The organism is Nocardia sp. NPDC006982 (assembly GCF_042869435.1).
GTDB lineage: Bacteria > Actinomycetota > Actinomycetes > Mycobacteriales > Mycobacteriaceae > Nocardia.
Genome location: NZ_JBIAFV010000047.1, coordinates 1 through 15,435, shown reverse-complemented (window position 1 = coordinate 15,435; position 15,435 = coordinate 1). Strand labels below are relative to the sequence as shown.

Annotated in this window: 18 protein-coding genes and 5 pseudogenes; 16 read left to right on the top strand and 7 right to left on the bottom strand. The window is 63.2% G+C overall.

All coding sequences use genetic code 11. The features are described 5' to 3' along the window. The first annotated feature begins 172 nt into the window (after positions 1–172). From ACFYOW_RS48580 to ACFYOW_RS48560, 5 genes and pseudogenes are all read left to right on the top strand, one after another. Complete coding sequence (locus ACFYOW_RS48580; protein WP_387298832.1) at positions 173–304, top strand: hypothetical protein; 132 nt, start codon at positions 173–175, stop codon at positions 302–304. A 110-nt stretch (positions 305–414) separates the two neighbouring features. Then, positions 415–882, top strand: coding sequence for a hypothetical protein (locus ACFYOW_RS48575; protein ID WP_387298830.1), 468 nt, complete (start codon positions 415–417; stop codon positions 880–882). 336 nt (positions 883–1,218) lie between these two features. Continuing rightward, positions 1,219–1,494, top strand: a complete 276-nt coding sequence (locus tag ACFYOW_RS48570) for a hypothetical protein (RefSeq protein WP_387298828.1) — start codon at positions 1,219–1,221, stop codon at positions 1,492–1,494. A 272-nt stretch (positions 1,495–1,766) separates the two neighbouring features. Continuing rightward, positions 1,767–1,994 (top strand): annotated as a pseudogene (locus ACFYOW_RS48565) (ATP-binding protein); the annotation flags it as partial. Between the two features lie 160 nt (positions 1,995–2,154). Then, positions 2,155–2,499 (top strand): hypothetical protein, encoded by a 345-nt coding sequence (locus ACFYOW_RS48560; protein WP_387298826.1) that lies wholly within the window; start codon positions 2,155–2,157, stop codon positions 2,497–2,499. Positions 2,500–2,577: 78 nt separating this feature from the next. On the opposite strand, the pseudogene ACFYOW_RS48555 reads toward ACFYOW_RS48560, so the two are convergent. Next, positions 2,578–3,706, bottom strand: a pseudogene (locus tag ACFYOW_RS48555) (IS110 family transposase). Positions 3,707–4,666: 960 nt separating this feature from the next. On the opposite strand from ACFYOW_RS48555, the gene ACFYOW_RS48550 reads away from it, so the two are divergent. Further along, the gene (locus tag ACFYOW_RS48550; RefSeq protein WP_387298824.1) at positions 4,667–5,656 is read left to right on the top strand and encodes a glycosyltransferase family 2 protein; all 990 of its coding nucleotides are present in this window, start codon (positions 4,667–4,669) and stop codon (positions 5,654–5,656) included. A gap of 29 nt (positions 5,657–5,685) precedes the next feature. Here the strand turns inward: ACFYOW_RS48550 and ACFYOW_RS48545 are convergent, their stop codons facing one another. The 3 genes from ACFYOW_RS48545 to ACFYOW_RS48535 form a co-directional block, all read right to left on the bottom strand. Beyond that, positions 5,686–5,808: a hypothetical protein gene (locus ACFYOW_RS48545; protein WP_387298822.1), complete on the bottom strand. Its 123-nt coding sequence runs from the start codon at positions 5,806–5,808 to the stop codon at positions 5,686–5,688. Between the two features lie 66 nt (positions 5,809–5,874). Further along, the gene (locus tag ACFYOW_RS48540; RefSeq protein WP_387298820.1) at positions 5,875–6,492 is read right to left on the bottom strand and encodes an IS5 family transposase; all 618 of its coding nucleotides are present in this window, start codon (positions 6,490–6,492) and stop codon (positions 5,875–5,877) included. 44 nt (positions 6,493–6,536) lie between these two features. After that, positions 6,537–6,761, bottom strand: a complete 225-nt coding sequence (locus ACFYOW_RS48535) for a transposase (protein WP_387298818.1) — start codon at positions 6,759–6,761, stop codon at positions 6,537–6,539. Between ACFYOW_RS48535 and ACFYOW_RS48530 the strand changes: the two genes are divergently transcribed. Beyond that, entirely contained in the window at positions 6,655–7,251 is a 597-nt protein-coding gene (locus tag ACFYOW_RS48530; RefSeq protein WP_387298816.1) for an SDR family NAD(P)-dependent oxidoreductase, read from the top strand. The two genes, ACFYOW_RS48535 and ACFYOW_RS48530, sit on opposite strands and share 107 nt — an antisense overlap. Positions 7,252–7,442: 191 nt before the next feature. Beyond that, complete coding sequence (locus ACFYOW_RS48525) at positions 7,443–7,823, top strand: hypothetical protein (protein ID WP_387298836.1); 381 nt, start codon at positions 7,443–7,445, stop codon at positions 7,821–7,823. A gap of 21 nt (positions 7,824–7,844) precedes the next feature. Here the strand turns inward: ACFYOW_RS48525 and ACFYOW_RS48520 are convergent. The 3 genes and pseudogenes from ACFYOW_RS48520 to ACFYOW_RS48510 all read right to left on the bottom strand — a co-directional run. Next, positions 7,845–8,225: pseudogene (locus ACFYOW_RS48520) on the bottom strand (TniQ family protein); the annotation flags it as partial. Then, positions 8,225–9,188 (bottom strand): annotated as a pseudogene (locus tag ACFYOW_RS48515) (ATP-binding protein). The pseudogenes ACFYOW_RS48515 and ACFYOW_RS48520, both read right to left, overlap by 1 nt. Before the next feature lie 67 nt (positions 9,189–9,255). Continuing rightward, the gene (locus tag ACFYOW_RS48510; RefSeq protein ID WP_387298814.1) at positions 9,256–9,420 is read right to left on the bottom strand and encodes a hypothetical protein; all 165 of its coding nucleotides are present in this window, start codon (positions 9,418–9,420) and stop codon (positions 9,256–9,258) included. A gap of 38 nt (positions 9,421–9,458) precedes the next feature. Between ACFYOW_RS48510 and ACFYOW_RS48505 the strand changes: the two genes are divergently transcribed. From ACFYOW_RS48505 to casA, 8 genes and pseudogenes are all read left to right on the top strand, one after another. Next, complete coding sequence (locus tag ACFYOW_RS48505; protein ID WP_387298812.1) at positions 9,459–10,001, top strand: hypothetical protein; 543 nt, start codon at positions 9,459–9,461, stop codon at positions 9,999–10,001. Then, positions 9,991–10,449, top strand: a complete 459-nt coding sequence (locus tag ACFYOW_RS48500) for a DUF6262 family protein (RefSeq protein ID WP_387298810.1) — start codon at positions 9,991–9,993, stop codon at positions 10,447–10,449. Before ACFYOW_RS48505 ends, ACFYOW_RS48500 begins: the two co-directional genes overlap by 11 nt. Before the next feature lie 624 nt (positions 10,450–11,073). Continuing rightward, positions 11,074–11,352 (top strand): annotated as a pseudogene (locus ACFYOW_RS48495) (type I glutamate--ammonia ligase); the annotation flags it as partial. Between the two features lie 101 nt (positions 11,353–11,453). Then, positions 11,454–12,047, top strand: a complete 594-nt coding sequence (locus ACFYOW_RS48490) for a glutaminase (protein ID WP_387298808.1) — start codon at positions 11,454–11,456, stop codon at positions 12,045–12,047. Positions 12,048–12,063: 16 nt separating this feature from the next. Next, positions 12,064–13,152, top strand: coding sequence for a glutaminase (locus ACFYOW_RS48485; protein ID WP_387298834.1), 1,089 nt, complete (start codon positions 12,064–12,066; stop codon positions 13,150–13,152). Positions 13,153–13,445: 293 nt separating this feature from the next. Then, complete coding sequence (locus ACFYOW_RS48480) at positions 13,446–13,820, top strand: P-II family nitrogen regulator (RefSeq protein ID WP_387298806.1); 375 nt, start codon at positions 13,446–13,448, stop codon at positions 13,818–13,820. Between the two features lie 78 nt (positions 13,821–13,898). Further along, positions 13,899–14,183, top strand: coding sequence for a hypothetical protein (locus tag ACFYOW_RS48475; RefSeq protein ID WP_387298804.1), 285 nt, complete (start codon positions 13,899–13,901; stop codon positions 14,181–14,183). Continuing rightward, the coding region (gene casA / locus ACFYOW_RS48470) for a type I-E CRISPR-associated protein Cse1/CasA (protein WP_387298802.1) at positions 14,180–15,435 on the top strand (1,256 nt) is incomplete at its 3' end. The genes ACFYOW_RS48475 and casA, both read left to right, overlap by 4 nt.

Here is a 15,435-nt window from a genome sequence, read left to right as displayed (position 1 = left end):
GATCCAGCAGGTCCGTCCCCTGCTCGACCTGGCCGGACACGCCATCCACCCGACCGGCATCACCCTCGCCGACGCCAAAGCAGTCAGCCAATACACCACTGGCACAACCAAAACCGAATAGATTGCGTGTTATTCATCTGCAAGCCCTTATCTGGGTGGGACGGTGGTTATCATGCCTCGGTTCGACGCGGAGACAGCCCTCGCGGTGATCGAGCGATATCGGATCACCGCCGCGCAATGGGTGCCGACCATGTTCGTTCGGATGCTGAAGCTCCCGGTCGAGGTGCGGTCGACGTACTGGTAGTCCCGAGGACTGGTTGTCGCATCCGGGATCGGTGGGCAGGCCGATGGACTGCGCGATTCACATTCTCGACGCAGACTGGCGAGGAACTCCCGGTCGGCGCCGATGGCACTGTGTACTTCGATGGTCATGCCTTCGAGTACGACCAGGATCCGGAGAAGACGGAGCATGTGCGCGATGGACACGGATGGACCACACTCGGCGACATCGGACACCTCGATGAGGACGGGTTCCTCTATCTGACCGACCGTCGCGCGTACACCATCATTGTCGGCGGCGTGAATGTGTATCCGCAGGAGATCGAAGATCTGCTGTTGACACACCCCAAAGTCATGGATGCCGCGGTCTTCGGCATTCCGAACGACGGCACCGGCGAGGAGGTCAAGGCCATCATCCAGCCGGTGGACTGGAGTGATGCGGGGGCGAATCTCACCGACGAGTTGGTTGCGCTATGCAGGGGGAATTTGTCTCGCGTGAAAGTGCCGCGGTCGTTGGAGTACGAGCGCGACCTGCCGCGCCTACCGAAGGGTAAGTTGCTCAAGCGCTTGCTACGTGATAGCTATCTTGGCTCGGGCAACTAGCCGTGTTTTGAAAGTGGTGGTTTGGGCGGAGGGCGCCGCTGCCCGGTGCTCTCAGCGGGTGTCATTTCACCACGACCAAAGACGGAATACAGCTAACCCCATCCGGCACAAGGAATTACGGAACAGGGCTGGTTCTACAGGTCATCTCCGACACCACTTACAGGTAGATCTGAACATCACTGGTGATCCGAAGATCTTGGTACAGAGGGATTTCGGCATCACCTGGCCATGAAGGTGGTAGGTTGCTCCGCAACGCTCTGTATGCTATGCGAGACCCGGAACCTGTCTCGTGGGAGCCGTCGTTGCCGCCGCCGCGTCAGTCCAAGGTGGAGCTGCATGCCGCTATCCGGCGACTCGCGGGCTGGGGTGTCAGGCCAGGATCTGCAGCGCAAGTACAACGTCGGGTACCAGACGGTGCGGGCTGCGTTGCGGTCTGCGTGGCTGGCCGAGCGTAAGAAGGATCCGCCGAAGGCGTCGAAGCTGGATGAGTTCAAGCCGATCATCGATGAGTGCCTGCTGGCGAATCTGGATGCGCCTCGCAAGCAGCGGCACACGGTGCGGCGGATTTTCGGCCGGTTGATCGACGAGCACCACATGATCGTTGTCAGCTAGAGACCGTGCGCGAGTACGTGTCGAAACGGCAACCGGAAATTGGTGTCGCTGCCGGTCGCGGCCCGGCCGAGGTGTTCATTGGGCAGACCCACCCACCGCCTGGTGAGGAAGCCGAGATCGACTTCGGAGAAGTCATGGTCGAGCTTCGCGGTGAGAGGATCAAGATGCTCTTGTGCCGTTCGAAAAAGGTGCGCTACGACAGCCTGAACGCGGCGGTCGCGCGGGTGATCGAGTGTTCCGGCTGGCAGGTCGAGACCGATCGGTCGACGGCGTTCCGATTCGACGCCAACCCCAATGTCGACCCGGCGATGATCCATACCCTGGCCATCTGCAACTGGGTGGAGAAGGGGCTGCCCTTGTGTTTGATTGGTGACTCCGGCACCGGCAAGAGCCACCTGCGATCCCGTTGGGCACCGAGGCCGCGATGAAGGGCTATCGGTTGAAATACACTCCTCGCCACGAAACTGGTCAACGAACTGATCGAAGCCGCCGACGACAAGCTGGACCCCGAGGCGAGTCATGGCCACCGGAGACTACGCACATGTCGGATGACACCGGCGGGTTTTCGCCATCCCGGTCGAGCGCGAGGATTTTCCGGGGGGTGTCCCTATGTTTGTTGTCAAGTCACTGGGGCGGTGTTCGGGCTGGTGACGGTGTTGGGTGAAGCTGGTTGTCGGTAGCGTGATTTGGGTGGCGACGAAGGCTGAAAGGCAGGCAGCTCGGGGCTTGGTGGCTGCGTATCACGAGACGCAGCTTGGTGTGCTGATTGAGCAGGTCGGGCGGGCGGTGGACCGGTTCCGTGTTGGCGAGCAAGACGCGTTCGAGGTCGATGCCGTGTTCCATCGGGCGGCCCGGCAGTTGTGGTCGTTCTGTGACCAGTCCGGCACGCAGGTGGAATCGACCGCGTACCTGATTGCGCGCATGGCCGATGACGGCGAGGCCGTCGATTGGTGGCAGCGCGGCGCGCCGGCCAGGGCTCCGAGGGCCGCGGATCCAGACGCCTGATCGGGCCGGTGGTGCGGCAGCTCAGGCGGCAGGGATTCGGTAGGGCTGTTTGGTTTTGAGCATGGCGTAGAGGACATCTCAGGGGCGTCGGGCCAGACAGATGAGGGCTGGGTTGTGTTTTCTTGCCTTCGTCGCGCTTTCGCGTGTGGTAGGCGCGGCTGGCGGGGTCGTGTAGCGCGGCGAAGGCGGACAGGAACAAGGCGCGTTTGAGTTTGTGATTGCCGGATCTGGCGGGGTGTTCGCCGCGGATGGAGCTGCCGGATCGGTGAGTGACCGGAGCGATGCCCGCGTAGGCGGCGAGATGGCCGGCGGAGGCGAAGGCTGAGCCGTCGCCGACCTCGAGCAGGATGCGAGCTCCGGTCCTGACTCCGACGCCGGGCATCGAGGTCAGGACCTTGGCAAGAGGGTGGTCATCGAGCATCCTCTCGATGTCCTCGGCGATGGATTTCCGTTGCAGCAGAATTGTTTTCAGTGAGTCGGCGAGTTTGGGCAGCACGACCTCAGCGGCTTTGGAGCCGGGGACGGTGACCGACTGGACGGGCAGTGCGGCAAGGATTTCCTCGACGAGGCGAGCGCCCATTCGGGGGGCGTGTCTGACCGCAATGGCGGTGAGTTTGCGCCGTCCGGCTGCCGTGATTCCGGCTGGCCCGCCGCAGCGCGACAGGATCTCCAAGACCGCCCGATGAGCGATGTGTGGTCCAAGGACGCGTTCGAGGGCGGGGCGGATGCTGGTGAGCAGGCCGCGGATGCGGTTGCTGGTGCGAGTCGCCTCGCCGGCCAGGTCGTCATCGAAGCCGACCAGCACACCAAGTTCGGTCAGTGCCTCGTCGCCGGTGTCGACGCGGCGCAACGTGTGCGGCATCGTGCGGGCGGCGACGGCGATGATGTAGGCGTCACGGGCATCGGTCTTGGCTTGTCCAGCCTACAGATCGGCGATACGGCGCATCGACAGTCCAGGCAGATACGCCACGTCGTGGCCGCACGTGCGAGCAACGGTGACCGGTAGGGCGCCGATGGTGTTGGGTTGGTCGACCACGATCAGCAACGGCCCACGCTCGGCGAGCTGATCGAACATCGCTCGTAACCGGGACACGTCGTTGGGCAGCGCATTGTCGAACAACCGCTTGCCGCCGGTGTCGAGACCGACCGCGTGATGTTCGCCTTTACCAACGTCCACACCGCAGAACACGGCATACGCTTGTGCCACTTCGCATTTCCTCATCGCATCGAACCCGGCACAGTCGCCGATCTGGCGTCAAGCCCCGGCACCCACGTTATGAAGAGACCTACCCTCGGCCCTGTCCCTATCAGCGGTCCGTCGACGCCACCAGGTCCCGGCGACACCACCCCCCGGATCATGCGAACGACAGGGGCAAGAAGTCATACCGGGCCTGGCGACCGTAGCCCTCATTCAGGGCTGCGAAGAAGATAACGGGGCGTCTTCGGTGGCGCGTTCCGTGAGCGGTCAAATCGCCCCACGGCTCACAGAGCGGAATCACCCGGTGACCTGCGGTGGGGATACATGTCTCTTCCAAACATAGACACGCTCCGCCGGTTGCGACGCCGGGTCGTTTGGTCGATTCGACTTTCGACACGTTTTGCGCCCAGCGCCGAATAGCTTGCGGCCCTGTGGCTTCGGTTCGACAGGCTGATCTGTCCGAGAACCGATCTTGGGCTCAAAGGGTCGTTGCATCACCGCCCTGCGGGACTGCAGTATCGGTGGATTTTGCGGGGGGTGATCCGAAACCGCCATGGAGATGATCGCACTATTTGCACCAGCACCCTTCACGCTGGCAGGCGACAGTCTGCCCATCGCCGAATTGTTCAGGTCGTCGGTTGGAACAAACCATTCCGTACGTTTACGGATGTCTCGCAGCCGTGTTCGCTGTAGATTCTCAACTACGGCTTTCGGTCCGCGAATCCCCTCCTGGATTTGCATTGACAGACCCTGTCGGATGCCGTCGTGGGTCGCCCAGACGTTCGCCCCTCGACACCCAGGCGACCCACTCCGACCTCGATCCATCGAAATGGGTCAATCGCCCCGGTGAGTTCGGAGATGTGTGACAGCCCAGCTGGCAGGGGTCCCAGCACCGACGCAGCTGACCCCAGCTTCGACTACAAGGCAGAAACCTCGATGTCCGAATCCCGTCCACTAATCGTTCTGTCGGTGGTCATTCCAGCGCTCAACGAAGCCACGACCATCGAACGATCCCTGGAGCGGCTGGTCGCACAGGAGGCCGTCGACGAGGTGATCGTCGTCGACAATGGCAGTGACGACGGCACTCCCGAAATCGTCCGCGAATACGCGGCCACGCACCCGAAGGTCGATCTCGTCCACGAGTCGTCACGCGGTATCTCAGCCGCTCGTAACGCTGGATTCGACAAAGCGCTTGGGGAATTCATCGCCCGCACTGATGCCGACACCCTCGTGACCGCCGACTGGGCTGCGACGATAAGTGAGTTCTTCACCACGCATCCAGAGACAGGTGCCGTGACCGGGCTCTGCACCTACCACGATTCACCAATAGGCTTTTTGTTGAGGTTCGGTCAGTGGATACTCCTTCGCAGCGGCAAGCTCGGCGGGCAGGTCGGCAATATGTACGGGCCCAATATGGCGATCCGCCGCGATGCGTGGCTACAGGTCCGCGAGGAAACCCAGGTGCGCGTCGATGTCGTCGAAGATTTGGATCTGGCATTGTGCCTGTCCAAGCGTGGCATCCGGATCGACCAACTGACGAACCTCCGCGCCAGAACCTCTTCCCGACGGCGGCGTACCAGCCCGCGCAGCTACTGGCGGTTCCAGCTGATGGGACTGCGTACTCTTCGCGACCATGGGTTCCACGTCCTACCGATCCATCGCGCCACTGTCATCGGTGCCTGGGTGACACACACCGCGCAATGGCCGATATATCGATTCTGGGACTTCGAGCGCCGGCGATTCAGCCTCGGCCCGGGATCCGGCCGGATCTCGGCGGTCGGTGACCTACCTCGACCCGGCGATTTCAGTGCGTCGGCGGATAAACCCGACCGGACGCCCGAGTTACCCTTCGTCCGGATGGCCAAAATGGCCGAGCCAGCCGCCCTACCGCAATCGGACATCGACCTACAGGTGCGACACGGCCCCGGAATCCTGGAGCTGTTAGGAAGTGCAAAGTAGGCCCGTCCAGTTGATGTGTGGGACCCGAATTAGCGCAGGTCGGCGACCGCCTTCATCGCGGCCCACTCCGACTCGTGCTGATCACGGACCTCTACGAACATCCGCACAGCCCGCTCACGCAGATCGGCACGGTACTTCTTCCTCGACGACACGACTCCATCCTTCACAGAAGATAAAGTCTCCGAACTCACCGGGAGGCGATTCACTGTGGCCCGCGCTTACGAGTGTCGGAGCCATTGGTTGATGACGGCGATGTGGATGTTAGCCTGGTAGCAGATGGCGAGTTTGTCGAACCTGGTCGCTACGGCTCGATGTTGCTTGAGTTGGTTGATGCCTCGTTCGACGGCGTTGCGGTCGCGGTAGAGCACCGGATCGAACGCTGGTGGCCGTCCACCAGCGCTCCCACGGCGACGGCGGTGCGAGGCCTGATCCGCGGGGACCGGGATCGTTGCTCTGAGCCCGTGGCGGCGCAACCATTTCCTGTTACCGCGACCTGAATACGCCTCGTCGGCCAGCACCCGAACGGGCCGCACCCGCGCCCGCCCGCCACCGAGTTTCGGCACCTCGATCCCGTCCAACACCGCGGTGGACTGCGGGCTATCGCCAGCCTGACCGGCGGTGACGAGCACCCACAACACCCGGCAGCCCTGCTCACACGCCAGATGCAGCTTGCTGGTCCACCCACCCCGCGAATGCCCCAACCCATGACCTGCTGGCTCATACTCACCCGGACCAGCGGGCGGCTCGGCCTGCCCGCCGCTGTCGCGGCGGGCACCAGCAGCATGCGGATGAGTACGGGTGGTCGTGGAGTTCACGCTGACTTGCCAGTCGATCATCCCAGTGAATCAGCCAGCATTTGCAGTGATGTCACGATCGCAGCTCACGACCCGGCCCGCTGCCAGCGTCGGAACAATCCATACACCGCCTGCCAGGACCCGTACTCCGCTGGCACGTCCCGCCACGGCGATCCGACCCGAGTTCGCCACTGGATCCCGTCGATGAGCTGCCGTTTCGTCCCTCTCGGCGGGCGTCCCGCCTTCTTGCTAGCGGGCAGTAACGGCTCCAACGACCGGCAACAGCTTTCGGGTGTGGTGGAGGCGATCACGGGTCGGTTCGGCCGCATTGATGTGCTGGAGTATGCGCCGGCCGGGCCCGAGTGGATGCAGCGGCAGGTCGACATCCGCGCCTGTGATCCGGGCTCGTTCGAGTTCGGTCTGAATATGCTGCTGCGGACGCCGGCGGTGTTGGTCGAGTCGGTGCTGCCGGGCATGCTCGACCGCGGGGAGGGGGCGGTGTTGTTCGGGTTGGCGGTCGCGGCGAGTATGCCGGTTCCGCAGTTGGGTAACGTCGCGGTCGCCGCCGCAGCGGCCCGGGCCTATCTGCACAATCTCCACGTTTCGCTGGCCGGGACCGGGGTGTATGCGGGTCTGGTTCAGGTGGCAGGCATGGTCGGTGGCAGTGAATCTGCCGAATACGCTGCCCGGCAATGGGATCCGGCCATGCTTCCGGAACCTCTCGACCCCGCCGATCTCGCCGAAGCGGCGTGGGAGTTGTATTCCACCCGGGACCGATTCGAGACAACTGTCGGGGTTTGACCGGACCGGCCCGCCGAAACGAGCAGGACTCGCTGGCACAGAGCAGGATTCGCTGTCACGGGACAGTAGTCGTGGCGAGCAGTTGATCCAGTAGATGCTGTTGATGTGGATCGACCTTGGCATAGCGTGTACGCAGCCAGGGGTAGAGCCCGTCGTAGCCTTCGGTGGAGTGTCTGGTCGATGCCGAGTGCGTGGTTTATCGTGCGGGTGAATTCGCCGATGGCCGCCGAGGCGAGTCCGGGCCGTGGGTAGCGCCAGCGGAAGTCTGCGAGAACATGGGCCAGGTCAACGGTTTCGGGGTAGGTGACGACGGCGGTGAGTGGGTCACCGTTGTGCAGTTTGCCGGTGAGCAGGCGTTGGCCGCGGAAGGCGCGGATCAGCAGTTCGCGCCGGTCACGGTGGCGGCCGTGACGTGCCCAGGTGCCTGTGATGTGGGCGGCTTCGGTGAAGGCCAGGGCGGCGATGGTGGGCCCGGTGTGGCCGGCAAGGCGCTGGTGGCGGCGTTGTGCGCGCAGGATGTCGGTGATGCCGTTGACGTCGTATTGCTGATCGAGGTAGGAGCCGCCGCGTGATCCCAGCCAGATGCGATGTCTGCCGCAGAGCACGGTGTGGACCGGTTTCCAGGTGATGGCGAAGACGAATGCCTCGCGACGTAGAGCGCAGCGCAGACACACTCGGCGGCGAATGTGCGCGGGCAGTGGCGGATTGGTTTCGGGGTCGACCGCGGGACGCAGGTCCGGCAGGGCGTGGCCGAGGCTTTGTGGTGATCGTCCGGTGACAGCGGCCAACCCGGCGATAGTGACCCTTGCGGTCTGGTTGTGCGTGTCGGACAGGTGCATGCGCAGGTCGTCGGGGTGGATAAGGTTCGCGGTGGCGAGCCGGTAGAGGTATGACCGGGTGGTTTCACCGTGGAACGGTGCGACCGGAAACGGCAGCGGCGACGGTGGCCCTGACCGGACGCCGAACGGCAGCATCAGGCGGCGCCGTGGCGGGCCGATTCGGCGGCGTGGTCGACGGGGATGGAGTCCATCAGTTTGCGGGTAATGGCTTCCCCTCCTTCCAGGATCGCCAGCTGCGCGGCAGCTCGGACCAGATGGGAAAGGCTCCCGATCATGCCGCCGGTGCGGCGGTGCAGATAGCGGGCGTGGCGGGTCAGGGTGCCCGGTTCGTGGCGGTGCAGCCGCAATGCGCCATCGAGAGTGGCGATCAAGCCCTTCCATTCGGCGTCGCAGGGGAACGGGCCGGTGTCGATCAGCACGCAGCGCCCGGCGATCTGCTTGCCCCGCACTCCGGTGAACAGGCCGCGCTCGATATCGATCCTGGCGTAGACGAACGTCACAGGCAGGTGCTCGGTGAAGTATTTGAGATGGTCGGACATGTCCTCCCCCGCCGAGGTCGCCACGTTCAGGTTGTGCAGTTCGTCGACCAGCACCAGGTCCACCCGAGCCTGGAGCATCAGCTGGCAGACCGCGTCAGCGATATCGGTGGTGTTGTAGCCGCGTTTGACCGGCGGCAATCCGAGGAAGCGGGCGAACTCCATGGCCAGTTTGCGCGGTGACCCCTTGGGCGGGGTAGTCACATAGACCACCGGAATCCGGTCGGTGAGCCGACCCGGATAGCCTTGCCGCACCATCAATTCATGGGTGCGGCCCAGCTGTTTGAGCGCGTGGTCTTGCCGGTGGTCTGCTGTCCGGACACGATCAGCCCGCGGCGGGCACTGATCTCACGCCGGTTCAGCAAGGTCAGCAACCGCCCCTGCCGGGCGACGTCGCGGACGGTGGATGTCGCGACGATGATCATCTCGAGTGGTAGTCGATGCAGACCTCGTCGTATGCGGCTCGATCCGTATCCGACAGAGCCGTCCACCGTTTGCTCGGGAGAAGGTCGAACGAGGCATCGGGTGAGTCGACGAACTTGCGCCATCCGGCCAGCGTCATCGTCGGCTCCCGCAGATCGGCCTCCAACGCAGCGCCGGACTCGTCGGCGGGCTCGTCGCTGTGACCGCTACCACCATTTCTTGGCCTCCTCGCGCGCGTCGAACACACCCAGCGGGATCACCTCGGCCAACGACCCGTCGTCCTCGGTGTCCTCATCCCAGGTCGGTGCGGACTGCGGCCGTGGCTGAACCGGCCGTTCAGCGGCCGAAATCGCCCTGCTCCTGCCAGCCACCCGCTTGTCTTTCTTCTTCGGCTTGTCACGCTTGGCCGGTGTGTCGTGGCTGGGCCTTGTTCCGCGGTGTCGAGCAATTGCGCTGCGGCGGCGGCGATCTCGGCTTCGGTGGCCGGGTCGGTGCTGCGGCGGGCCAGCATTCGGCGGGCGTGGTCCCACGCCTGTTCGCCGAACGGTGCCGGATCGGTCCGCAGATGCGTCCATGGGGCTTGGATCCAGCCGCCGTCACGGTGGTTGCGGACCCAGATACGGGTGACGTCGTAGCGGCCTGGGCCAAACAACGCGTCGGCCGAGCAACCCAGGCTCTCCCCAACGGATATTGCTCATTCCCACTGGCGAAGACCTTCCCGCATGCCAACGCTTGTTTGACGTGTCCGATGTTCGTCACGACCGCCGAGTTCCTTCCCCAGCACCGCCACCAACAGCAGCAGGTCATCGAACTGATCTCATCGGCCGAGGCACGCGGTCAACAGCGGCTCGCCCAGATGAACCGGCAGGTGCTGGGCAATCTGACCAACATCATCACGACGCTCGAAAACGACTCCGACACAGCAGCGCAGGGAACACCGAATGCGAGCTGACAACACCAAGCACCTTCTCGCCGCCGCCCGCCATCGGCACGAACTGACTCGCAGCAAGGCAATCCGAGCCATCCGTGAACTCGACGCCACCGGAGCGGCCGTGACGTTTCAGACCGTTGCCACCGTGGTCGAGGTCTCGCGGTCCTGGCTCTACTCCCAGCCCGACATCCGAGACGAAGTCCAGCGACTCCGTGAGCTGAATCGCCGCGCACCGGCCACATCGTTGCCAGCACACCACCGCAGCAGTGATTCCTCGCTGGTCCGCCGCCTGGAACTCGCCAGCGCCCGCAACCGGGAACTGGCCGAGGAAAACCAACGCCTACGTCGGCAACTCGCACAAGCTCTGGGACAGCTACGGCATGCAGGCATTCGCCCCGGCCCAGACGGCGCCGAACCGCCACCAACTCGCAGCCGACATCGCAACTCCGCAACGATTGGACCCTGTTGACCAACGCTCTTCACTCGAGTACTTGTTCGTTGGCGACACCGTTGTCTCCGACGAACAAGGCCAGGTCAGAAGTCCACGACTTCGGATGGCTCTAGATAACGAACGTTCACGAGACACTTTCTGCCGCAGTATGTTTCCACAGGCCAGATCTGTAACGGTTGCCATGTACGCGCCTGCCGGGATACGAGCGAAAAGGGCAATGCCCAGCAGGGGTGAGATTCTCCTGGGCCACCCGACTGCGTAATCCGTTGGTAGCAGCCTGGTTTCGAGGTCGATGCGCTGGCTGCGGTACAGCAGCAGGCTCATGAGGAAGGATGTGCAGGTTCGCGGCGGCCCAGTTCGGGGTTCGCCTTCGCTCGAATCGACGTGAGCATCGGTACATTGGCGGATGTTGTTGATACCGGGCACGGACACCATGGTCACCATGGTGCGAAATCTATTTGTTGCCGCCAAGCATCAGCGTGGTCCGGAACCGGGCGTGGAGGGATCGTCGCTGCTGCAACTGGTCAAGCCGCGCCTGCCGATGTGCGTGCCCGTCCGGAGCCAGCCGGGGTGACCAGATCCCCAGACCCATCACGCCCGGCACGACCAGCATCAACGCCCCCTACACGCCGTTTTTCGCCTGGCCTGGACGGCATCAAGCGCAAGATCGAGCCCGCCGCCCCGGTCGACAAGGACCTCTACGAGCTCCCGCCGTAGGAGGCCAAGAACATCGCCCAGGCCCCCACCAGCCTGGCGTCGGTCATCCACCGGCTCGAGCAGGACCACGAGTACCTCACCGAGGGCAACGTCTTCACCGAGGACCTCATCGAGACCTGGATCGACATCAAGCGCACCAACGAGATCGCCCCGATCAACCTGCGCCCGCACCCGTACGAATTCGCTCTCTATTTCGACGTGTGACAGCCGAACCGCCGGTGTGATGTCGACCGGCAGGCCCAGCGAAAGGCGCGAAAGGCCTGTGCGGAAGCTACCGATATTCGCTGGTTTTATTAATAACGCTGATGTCCCATCCCATCTCAAGTTTTCTCACATTCGATTTAGTGCAAGGAGTGAAAGGTATGGTCGCGTCTCAGGCGAAGGCGAAATTGAAGAACATCGCCACACGGTCGGCTGGTTCCGAGTCGGTATCGGCGACTGAGGCCGGTTACTATCGGAAGGTCTTCGAATCGTTCGCCGTGGACAGCGATGGAAACATCTCTCCATTGGAATTGATGAATCGCCTTCATGCCGCGGGGTTGAGCCCTCGCGATCCGCGTGTACGTGATTCCATCGACCAGCTGGCACCCGACGGTGAAGGCGCCGATCGGGGCTTGAGTTTCCAAAGGTTCGTCGAGGCCTGCCAATCGGGAGGTCAGTTGATCGCCCGGGCTGTGCGCGGTGATCTGGTGATCCCCGACTTTCCCGCTCTGACGGGCGATATTTCCGAAATGTATGACCAGTTGCGGAGCAATGACACGGGTAGTGTGGCCGACTACATACCCCAGCTCGGTCGTGTGGATCCTCGCCGATTCGGTGTGGCATTGTGTACGACCGATGGCCAGAGGTTTTCCCTCGGCGATGCGCAGGTCTCGTTCTGTGTGCAGTCGGTGTGGTAAGCCGGTCAACTAATGCCTGGCGCTGGAGGAGCACGGCGCGGGAGTAGTGCACCGGCATGTGGGCCGCGAGCCCAGTGGCCTCGGCTTCAACGAGTTGTCGGTCAACAGCAGCGGCTTGCCGCACAATCCGATGATCAATTCCGGGGCGATCATGTCCACGTCGCTGCTGAAGCCCGCCACTACGATCGCCGATCGATTCGATTACGTCGCCGACACCTGGCGGCGGCTGTCTGCCGGGGGAACCGTCGGGTTCAACAATTCCGTGTATCTGTCCGAACGGAAAACCGCCGACCGCAACTTTGCACTAGGCTATTTCATGCGCGAACACGGTGCCTTTCCCCCCGGCACCGACCTCATCGAGACATTGGAGTTCTACTTCCAATGCTGTTCGATCGAGGTGGATGCGAACGCGTTGTCGGTCGTTGCCGGCACGCTGGCCAACGCGGGAATCAACCCGATCACCGGTGATCGCGTTTTCTCCGTCGACACGGTGCAGAAATGCCTGTCTCTGATGTCGTCGTGTGGAATGTACGATTACTCTGGCGAGTTTGCGTTCACGATCGGCCTGCCGGCGAAAAGCGGCGTGTCGGGGGCGTTGATGCTGGTCGTGCCGGGCGTGATGGGTCTGGGGATCTGGTCACCCCGGCTGGATTCGTTGGGTAACTCGGTCCGGGCGGTGGAGTTCTGCAAGAAACTGGTCGCCACCTACAACTTCCATGCTTTCGACTCGTTGACCGTCGAGGGAAACAGCTCGAAACGGGACCCGCGGCGCAGACGCAACGAAGGTCAGGTGGAATCCATCATCAGGCTACTGTGGTCGGCAAGCCGCGGCGATCTGGACGAGCTGCGTGCAGCGCTCGCCACCGGGATCGACGTCCGTGCCGCCGACTACGACGGCCGCACCGCACTTCACCTGGCCGCCGCCGAGGGACATCTCGCGTTTGCCGAGTTCCTGCTGGAACGCGGCGCGAACCCGTCGGCACGCGACCGGTGGGGTGGAACACCACTGACCGATGCCGAACGCGGCGGATACACCAAGATCGCCGACATGTTGAAGCACGCCGCATCGGCTACCGGCACCACACCCGAGGCGAGCCCTGCATAAGCCGGGTGATCGGCATCCAGTAGGTGTTCTACGGCGGCGGTTTCAGCCAGCTGGGCAAGCAGACAGCAAGCAGACCATCGGCGCGTTCACCGTTCCGGGCCTTCTCCTTAATCATCTCGCTCCTCATCGCCCACCATCGCCCACGTCCTCAAATTCACCATCGGCATCCATGCCACACAGGAAAACGAGTTCTATGGACGAGTCGGAACATGCAGAAACCGCCTACACCCCACCTACACCTCGACCCCCACACCACAATCGGAACCGTCCAACATCATAGTGAGTCCCGTGTCGTGAAACTGATCACCGCAATCGTCCAACCCCACAAAATCACCGACATCAAAAACGCACTCGCGCACGTCGGAATCTCCGACATCGCCGTCACCGAAGTCCACGGCTACGGCCGACAGAACGGTTATACCGACCACTACGCCGGCCCACCCTACTACGCTGGTTTCCTCCCGAAGCTACGACTCGAAGTGGTAACACACAACCACACAGTCGAGAACGTTCTTCAGGTGATCACCCATACCGCCCGCACCGGAAAAATCGGCGACGGCAAAATCTGGGTCACCCCGATCAGCACTACCACCCACCGGAAGGAGGGCGATTTTATATATGATCATGTTCGGGTGAATGCTGACACGTCAGAACGGAAAGGGCTTTAGATCTGGTTCGCCCCAACTCTTCCGTGCGGTTGTCGAGAACAGTACGGGATTCGACCAGTAGGTCAGCATCCAACCAGGGTGACCATAAGCCGACGCCAGCAACTCGTTGAGCGCTTCACACAGTTGCAGTTCAGTAACGAGCACGCTGAATCCGCGCTGTGGGCAGCGACTCCGGAGGTGTGGGAGTTCTCACCACTGATCTACCGGCTCCCTGTCCTGGTTATCGATGAGGACGGCTACGGCGACATCGCCGGACACAGGGTGCGTTACACCCGCGACACCGGGTTCCGGGAACAGCAGGAAGCGGATCAACCGTCGGTGGATTCATCGCACGGGTCAACAGAAGTGAGCACTCACCCATGAGCTCCGACAACGAACCCGGCTTCAATGTGCTCGACGAGCCCTGGATCATCGCGCTCGGTCACGACGGCCGCGAGCGTGTGCTGTCGATCCTGGACCTGTTCGAGCAGGCAACCGATTTGACGAAGATCGGTGGGGAGGTTCCGACCCAAGCGTTCGCGATCGCGCGCATGCTGCTGGCGATCCTGCATCGGGCGATCGACGGGCCCGCCGATGCTGATGACTGGGAGCTGTTGTGGGCGTGCGGCGAACTACCGACCGACCGCGTCCGCGCGTATGTGGAGCCGTTGCGGCACCGGTTTGATTTGTTCGATGCCCGTGCGCCGTTCTTCCAGGTCGCGGGTTTGCCGACTGCGAGGGATGAGGTGTCGGGGCTGGAGAAGATCGTCGCGGACGTTCCGAACGGGCAGCCGTTGTTCACGACCCGCTCGGCGGTGGATCTTCGGCGGATCGAGGCCGCGGAAGCGGCGCGGTGGCTGGTGCACGTGCACGCCTTCGACCCGTCGGGGATCAAGTCCGGCGCGGTCGGTGATGACACGGTCAAGAACGGTAAGGGGTATCCGATCGGCACGGGCTGGTCCGGGCAGATCGGGGGACTGCTCCCGCACGGCAGGAATCTGCGGGAGACGTTGCTGTTGAATCTGGTTGCCTACGAGGACAACCCGTATGTGCGTATCGGCGGCCCCACCGATATCCCGCCGTGGGAGCGTGACCCGGACACCGCGAAGTGGGCCGAACGCACCCCGGCCGGCGCGATCGACCTGTACACGTGGCAGACCCGCCGGGTCCGGCTGATCGGTGACCGCAACGGGGTAACCGGTGTGGTGCTGGCCAACGGGGACAAGATCGCTCCGCATAACCGTCACGGCATGGATCCTCACACGTGTTGGCGCTACAGCGAGCCGCAGTCGAAGAAACACAAGACCGTCGTCTATATGCCGCTCATCCATGATCCGGAGCGTTCGGTGTGGCGGGGGATCGGTGCGATGTTGCCCGCGACCTCCGGCGGCGGCCGCAGCCGCGGGGTCGGTGAACCGCAGAAGCGGTTGGCGCCGGGGATTCTGCAGTGGATCGGGGACCTGGATTCCCAAGACCTTCTACCTGCGGGCTATGTGCCGCGGGTCCGGATTCTGGGTGCCGAATACGGTTCGCAGAGCGCGACATTCGCCGAGATCGTCGAGGATGTGTTGCCGATGTCGGTGATCTTGCTGCGTGAGGACCGCCCCGCCGCCGGTCAAACCGCGTCCAACGCCGT

Bases quoted from the DNA above. Each gene is read 5' to 3' on its own strand.
- ACFYOW_RS48580 (WP_387298832.1), top strand. From the start codon at position 173: ATGCCTCGGTTCGACGCGGAGACAGCCCTCGCGGTGATCGAGCGATAT.
- ACFYOW_RS48570 (WP_387298828.1), top strand. From the start codon at position 1,219: ATGCCGCTATCCGGCGACTCGCGGGCTGGGGTGTCAGGCCAGGATCTG.
- ACFYOW_RS48540 (WP_387298820.1), bottom strand. From the start codon at position 6,492: ATGATCGACTGGCAAGTCAGCGTGAACTCCACGACCACCCGTACTCAT.
- ACFYOW_RS48530 (WP_387298816.1), top strand. From the start codon at position 6,655: ATGAGCTGCCGTTTCGTCCCTCTCGGCGGGCGTCCCGCCTTCTTGCTA.
- ACFYOW_RS48500 (WP_387298810.1), top strand. From the start codon at position 9,991: ATGCGAGCTGACAACACCAAGCACCTTCTCGCCGCCGCCCGCCATCGG.
- ACFYOW_RS48490 (WP_387298808.1), top strand. From the start codon at position 11,454: ATGTCCCATCCCATCTCAAGTTTTCTCACATTCGATTTAGTGCAAGGA.